Origin of the sequence: Stenotrophomonas sp. GD03877 (genome assembly GCF_029840555.1) — a bacterium.
Lineage (GTDB): Bacteria > Pseudomonadota > Gammaproteobacteria > Xanthomonadales > Xanthomonadaceae > Stenotrophomonas > Stenotrophomonas geniculata.
On sequence record NZ_JAOCCT010000029.1, the window covers coordinates 61,792 to 67,891 of the forward strand.

Below are 6,100 nucleotides of genomic sequence, written 5' to 3' on the forward strand. Positions count from 1 at the left end.
AAAATTCGCAATGGATATCGGCTACTTCCTGAAGCTGATGACCGAAAAGAACGCTTCGGACATGTTCCTGACCACCGGAGCACCGGTCTACATCAAGATCGAGGGGAAGCTTTATCCGCTGGGCAACACCGGCCTGCCGCCGGGCATGGTCAAGAAGATCGCCTACTCGCTGATGGACGAAGGCCAGGTGCCGCAGTTCGAGCGCGAGCTGGAGCTCAACATGGCCATCGCCCTGCCCGATGCCGGGCGCTTCCGCGTCAACGTGTTCAAGCAGCGGGGCGAGGTCGGCATGGTCATCCGCGCCATCCGCAGCCGCATCCCGAGCATCGAGGAGCTGAACCTGCCGCAGGTGCTGAAGGACGTCATCATGACCCCGCGCGGGCTGGTGCTGGTGGTGGGGTCCACCGGTTCCGGCAAGTCCACCTCGCTGGCGTCGATGATCGACCACCGCAACAGCACCACCACCGGTCACATCCTCACCATCGAGGACCCGATCGAGTACCTGCACAAGCACAAGATGTCGATCGTCAACCAGCGCGAGGTCGGGCTGGACACCCATGCCTTCCACAACGCGCTGAAGAACGCGATGCGTGAAGCGCCGGACGTGATCCTGATCGGCGAGATCCTGGACGCGGAAACGATGGAGGCCGCCATCGCTTTCGCCGAGACCGGCCACCTGTGCCTGGCCACCCTGCACTCCAACAACGCCGACCAGACCATCGAGCGCATCCTCAACTTCTTCCCGGAGAGCGCGCACAAGAACGTGCTGATGAACCTCGCGCTGAACCTGCGTGCGGTGATCAGCCAGCGCCTGGTGAAGAACAAGGAAGGCCGTCGCCTGCCGGCCACCGAAGTGCTGATCAACACGCCGATGATCCGCGACCTGCTGCGTCGTGGCCAGGTGCACGAGATCAAGGCGGCAATGGAAGGCTCGCTGGAGGAAGGCATGGAGAGCTTCGACCAGTGCCTGTTCCGGTTGGCCAAGGCTGGCACCATCGAGCAGGAGGAGGCCCTGCGCGCGGCCGACTCGCGCGATGGCCTGGCGCTGAAGTTCCGCCTGTCCGAAGGCAGCAGCGGCGAGCACGACCCGTACGCGGATTTCTCGGCCGGCGCGCCGAGCATCACCCACGGGTTCTGACCTGAAGGGTTCAGGGGCGGTCTCATCCAATGAGACCGCCGATCCGTAGGTTTCCGCAATGGAAACCATCCGCAAGCTTGCCATCCTGGCTGACGCCGCCAAATACGATGCCTCCTGCGCCTCCAGCGGCTCGGGCAAGCGCGACTCACGCGCCAGCGGCGGCATCGGCAGCACCGAAGGCATGGGCATCTGCCACAGCTATACGCCGGATGGCCGTTGCGTTTCGTTGCTGAAGATCCTGCTGACCAACTTCTGCGTCTACGACTGCGCGTACTGCGTGAACCGCGTGTCCAGCAATGTGCCCCGCGCGCGCTTCAGCGTGGACGAGGTGGTCGCGCTGACGCTGGACTTCTACAAGCGCAACTACATCGAGGGCCTGTTCCTTTCCAGCGGCATCATCCGCAATGCGGACTACACCATGGAGCAGATGGTGGAAGTAGCGCGGCAACTGCGCGAGGAACACCGCTACGCCGGTTACATCCACCTCAAGACCATTCCCGAAGCGTCGCCGGAACTGCTGGCCAGCGCCGGGCGTTACGCCGACCGGCTGTCGATCAACGTGGAGCTGCCCACCGAAGCCGGGCTGAGCGCGCTGGCACCGGAGAAGACCGTACAGTCCATCCGCGGTGCGATGGGCGAGCTGCGCTGGCGCATCGAGGAAGCCAAGGAAGCGCGCAAGGCGCCAGCGGTGGTCGCGCCGGTGTCCACCCGCAGCGCGCGTCCGCGCCCTCCCCGCTTCGCACCGGCCGGGCAGAGCACGCAGATGATCGTCGGCGCCGACGGCGCCAACGACCGGCAGATCCTCGCCAGCGCCGATGCGTTGTACGGCAACTACCGGATGCGCCGGGTGTACTACTCCGCCTTCAGCCCGATTCCGGATGCCAGCCGCCAGCTGCCGCTGCAGCCGCCGCCCCTGCAGCGCGAGCACCGCCTCTACCAGGCCGACTGGCTGCTGCGCTTCTACGGCTATGGCGTGGATGAAATCACCGATACCACCCAGGCCGGCATGCTCGATCTGGACATCGACCCGAAGATGGCCTGGGCGATCCGCCACCCCGAACGCTTCCCCGTGGATCTCAACCGCGCGCCGAAGGAAATGCTGCTGCGCGTACCCGGGCTGGGCGTGCGCAATGTGAAGCGGGTGCTGATGGCGCGCCGCCACGGTCGCCTGCGGGTTGCCGATGTGGCACGCCTGAAGGCGCCGATGAGCAAACTGCTGCCATTCGTGCTGCTGGCCGACCACCACCCGCGCAGGGCGCTGGACGATCCGGCGGCGCTGCGCGCCCAATTGGCCCCACCGCCCCGTCAGGGATCGCTGTTCGATGCCCCACCGCCAGCCTGACGCACAGCGCTGGTCGCTGCGGGTGGAGCCGCCGTGGTCGCTGGAGGCCTGGCGCAACGGTGCGCGCGATGCCCTGTTGCGCGGCATCGCACCGGAACAGCTGGACTGGCTGGAGGGCAGCGACGCATCACTGCTGGATGCGCCTGCGGTCAGCTCCGCGCCCGTGCTGGCCGATGCCGGCGTGCCGAACGTACCGCGCGACTTCCTTGAACTGGCGGCCACCTGCCTGTGCCACCGCGATATGCAGCGCATGGCCCTGTTGTACCGGCTGCTGTGGCGCATCACCCATGGCGAGCGCTCGGTGCTGTCGAATCCCGCCGATGCCGACGTGCTGCGCGCAACCGCGCTCGCCCAGGCCGTTCGCCGCGATACCCACAAGATGAAGGCGTTCGTGCGCTTCCGCGAGGTGCCCGGCCAGCCCGAGGCGTTCATCGCGTGGTTCGAGCCACAGCACCACATCGTTGATCGGGTGGCGCCGTTTTTCGCGCGTCGCTTCACCGGCATGCACTGGGCCATACTGACGCCGTCGCGCAGCGTGGCATGGGATGGACAAGCGCTGGCCTTCGGCCCCGGCGCACGGCGCGAGGACGCCCCGGCAGAGGATGCACGGGAGGCGCTGTGGCAGACCTATTACGCCAGCATCTTCAATCCGGCGCGGCTCAATACCCGGATGATGATGCAGGAGATGCCGGCCAAGTACTGGCGCCACCTGCCCGAGGCGCAGCTGCTGCCGCGCCTGGTGCGCGATGCGGGCGATCGCGTGCAGGAAATGCATGACCGGCCCGCGCAGGCACCGCAACGGAAGATACCTGCGCGGGCGCTGGCGCCAATGCCCGCCGCCGACGCCAAGGGATTGCAGACACTGCGCCAACAGGCGCTGGCCTGCCGCCAGTGCCCGCTGTGGGAAGCGGCCACGCAGGGGGTGTTCGGTGAAGGCCCGGCCGATGCCCCGATCATGGTGGTCGGCGAGCAGCCGGGCGACGTCGAGGATCTGCGCGGCCAGCCATTCGCCGGCCCGGCCGGCCAGCTGCTGGATCGTGCCCTGGCCGAGCTGGGAATCGATCGCGCCACGCTGTACCTGACCAATGCGGTGAAGCACTTCCACCATGAGCGCCGCGGCAAGATCCGGCTGCACAAGCGTCCGGAAAGCCGCCACATCCAGGCCTGCCGGCCATGGCTGATGGGCGAGATCGCGCGGGTGCGGCCGCAGGTCATCGTCTGCCTCGGCGCAACCGCGGCAGCCTCGGTATTCGGTCGTGACTTCGACCTCTCACGCGACCGCGGACGCTGGCACACCCTCGAAGATGGCACGCGCGGCTACGCCACGGTGCACCCGGCGTGGGTGTTGCGGCAGACCGACGATGCACGCCGCGAGGCCGGCTATCGGCTGTTCCGGGAAGACCTTCGGCAGATGTTGCGAGGGGATGGGGCATCCGCCGGGCATGGCCCGGCGCTACCACGGGCCGGGGACCGGTAGCGCCGGGCCGCGCCCGGCGAGCGAAGCGGCCCGTCAGGCGGCGTCGGGCTGGTTTTCCGGGCGGGCGCGGTCGAACGCGTCCAGCGCCTGGCAGGCCGCTTCGATGCGGCGCAGGGTCGGGTACGGCGTCAGGTCCAGGCCGAAGCGGTGTGCGTTGTAGAGTTGCGGCAGCAGGCAGAGGTCGGCCAGGCCCGGACGATCGCCGTGGCAGAACGTGCCTGTGTCACCGCTGTTGGCCAGCAGCGTTTCCATGGCCTGGAAGCCTTCGGCCATCCAGTGCAGGGTCCACTGCGCGCGGGCGTCGGCCGGCAGCTGCAGGTCGCGCTCCAGGTACTGCATCACCCGCAGGTTGTTGATCGGATGGATATCGCAGGCCACCAGCTGGGCCAGCGCCCGCACCCGCGCGCGGCCGGCGGCGTCGGCCGGCAGCAGCGGTACCTGCGGGAAGCGCTCATCCAGATATTCCACGATCGCCAGTGACTGGGTCAGCACTTGACCGTCATGCAGCAGCGTCGGCACCAGCTGCTGCGGATTGAGCGTGCGATAGGCGTCCAGGTGCTGCTCGCCACCCTCGCGCACCAGGTGCACCGGCCGGGCCTCCCAGGCCAGGCCCTTCAGCTCCAGGCCGATGCGCACGCGGTAGGCAGCGCTGGATCGCCAGTAGGTGTACAGCACGATGCCGTCGTCGACCGGGCCGTCGTCAACCAGGATCTCCATCGCCGCCTCCATGCTCAGGGCTTGGCCGCCTGTTCGATGCGCTGCTCGATCGCACCGAAGATACTGTTGCCCGCGGCATCAAGCATCTCGATGCGGACCACGTCGCCGAAGGACATGAACGGCGTGCTCGGCTTGCCGTCGCGCAGGGTTTCCACCACGCGCTGCTCGGCGAAGCACGATGCACCCTTGCTGGTGTCTTCGTTGGCGATAGTGCCCGAGCCGACGATGGTGCCGGCGCCCAGCGGACGGGTCTTGGCCGCATGCGCGACCAGCTGGGCGAAGTTGAACTGCATGTCCACGCCCGCTTCCGGCGCACCGAACCACTTACCGTTGATGTGGGTCAGCAGCGGCAGGTGCACCTTGCTGTCCTGCCAGGCCGCACCCAGCTCATCCGGGGTGACGAACACCGGCGACAGCGCCGAACGCGGCTTGGACTGCAGGAAGCCGAAGCCCTTGGCCAGCTCGCCCGGGATCAGGTTGCGCAGCGAGACATCGTTGACCAGGCCGACCAGCTGGATATGGCCCGCCGCCTGTTCCGGGGTGGCGGCCATCGGCACGTCGTCGGTGATCACCACGATCTCCGCTTCCAGGTCGATGCCGTAGTCCTCGCTGACCACCTTGACCGCGTCGCGCGGGCCGTGGAAGCCGGCGCTGGTGGCCTGGTACATCAGCGGATCGGTGTAGAAGCTCTCCGGCACCTCGGCGCCACGGGCACGGCGCACGCGTTCGACGTGCGGCAGGTACGCGCTGCCATCGACGAACTCATAGGCGCGCGGCATCGGCGCGGCCAGTGCCTGCGGGTCAAGGTCGAACACGCCATCGGCGTCGCCGGCGTTGAGCGATTCATACAGGGCGTTCAGGCGCGGCGCGATGTGGCTCCAGTCTTCCAGGGCCTGCTGCAGGGTGGCGGCAATGCCGGTGGCGCGCACGCCGTGGCGCAGGTCGCGCGAGACGACGATCAGGGTGCCGTCGCGGCCGCCTTCCTTCAAAGAACCAAGCTTCATGGGTGGGTGTCCGGAGTCGTGGGCAAACAAGTTTCAAGTGTAATCAAATCTGCGGCGGCGCCAAGCTGCAGCGCGGCATCGGTCCACCCTACCGTAGTGGGGGGTTCGGCAGGGCTTGCAGCCCTGCACCCGCTCAATGTAACGGCAACGACAACGTCAAAAGCGGCTCTGGCTTTCTGCTGGTTGGGCGGGGCGGTGTGGGTGGGCAGGACACGCCGTAAACCCATCCTTGGGGGCTCGATGGCGCCATCCATGGCGCCAACGGTCCTGCCCACCCACACCACCCCACCCCCGACAGGTTCCCGATGACGGATCGAACATCCACATCATTCATCGTCGAGATCCTTCAGACATCGAAATTGATCGAATGAGATCCGACAGATCGCGGAAAACCGTCGAAGGCGGGGTGGGTCCGGTTGCGG

At 67.3% G+C, this 6,100-nt stretch carries 5 protein-coding genes; 3 read left to right on the forward strand and 2 right to left on the reverse strand.

Going from position 1 to position 6,100, the window contains the following annotated elements:
- The first annotated feature begins 10 nt into the window (after positions 1 to 10).
- From N5D20_RS18835 to N5D20_RS18845, 3 genes are read left to right on the forward strand one after another with little or no spacing between them, the layout of a single operon-like run.
- Positions 11 to 1,138: a PilT/PilU family type 4a pilus ATPase gene (locus N5D20_RS18835; protein WP_043398800.1), complete on the forward strand. Its 1,128-nt coding sequence runs from the start codon at positions 11 to 13 to the stop codon at positions 1,136 to 1,138.
- A 58-nt stretch (positions 1,139 to 1,196) separates the two neighbouring features.
- The gene (locus N5D20_RS18840) at positions 1,197 to 2,480 is read left to right on the forward strand and encodes a putative DNA modification/repair radical SAM protein (RefSeq protein ID WP_279914830.1); all 1,284 of its coding nucleotides are present in this window, start codon (positions 1,197 to 1,199) and stop codon (positions 2,478 to 2,480) included.
- On the forward strand, positions 2,461 to 3,957 hold the full coding sequence (locus tag N5D20_RS18845; protein WP_049455381.1) for a UdgX family uracil-DNA binding protein: 1,497 nt from the start codon (positions 2,461 to 2,463) through the stop codon (positions 3,955 to 3,957). Before N5D20_RS18840 ends, N5D20_RS18845 begins: the two co-directional genes overlap by 20 nt.
- A 33-nt stretch (positions 3,958 to 3,990) precedes the next feature.
- Here the strand turns inward: N5D20_RS18845 and maiA are convergent, their stop codons facing one another.
- Complete coding sequence (maiA, locus tag N5D20_RS18850) at positions 3,991 to 4,674, reverse strand: maleylacetoacetate isomerase (protein ID WP_010480627.1); 684 nt, start codon at positions 4,672 to 4,674, stop codon at positions 3,991 to 3,993.
- A 14-nt stretch (positions 4,675 to 4,688) separates the two neighbouring features.
- Entirely contained in the window at positions 4,689 to 5,678 is a 990-nt protein-coding gene (locus N5D20_RS18855) for a fumarylacetoacetate hydrolase family protein (RefSeq protein ID WP_049434945.1), read from the reverse strand.
- Between the last annotated feature and the right edge of the window lie 422 nt (positions 5,679 to 6,100).

Bases quoted from the DNA above. Each gene is read 5' to 3' on its own strand.
- N5D20_RS18845 (WP_049455381.1), top strand. From the start codon at position 2,461: ATGCCCCACCGCCAGCCTGACGCACAGCGCTGGTCGCTGCGGGTGGAG.
- maiA (WP_010480627.1), bottom strand. From the start codon at position 4,674: ATGGAGATCCTGGTTGACGACGGCCCGGTCGACGACGGCATCGTGCTG.
- N5D20_RS18855 (WP_049434945.1), bottom strand. From the start codon at position 5,678: ATGAAGCTTGGTTCTTTGAAGGAAGGCGGCCGCGACGGCACCCTGATC.
- N5D20_RS18835 (WP_043398800.1), top strand. From the start codon at position 11: ATGGATATCGGCTACTTCCTGAAGCTGATGACCGAAAAGAACGCTTCG.
- N5D20_RS18840 (WP_279914830.1), top strand. From the start codon at position 1,197: ATGGAAACCATCCGCAAGCTTGCCATCCTGGCTGACGCCGCCAAATAC.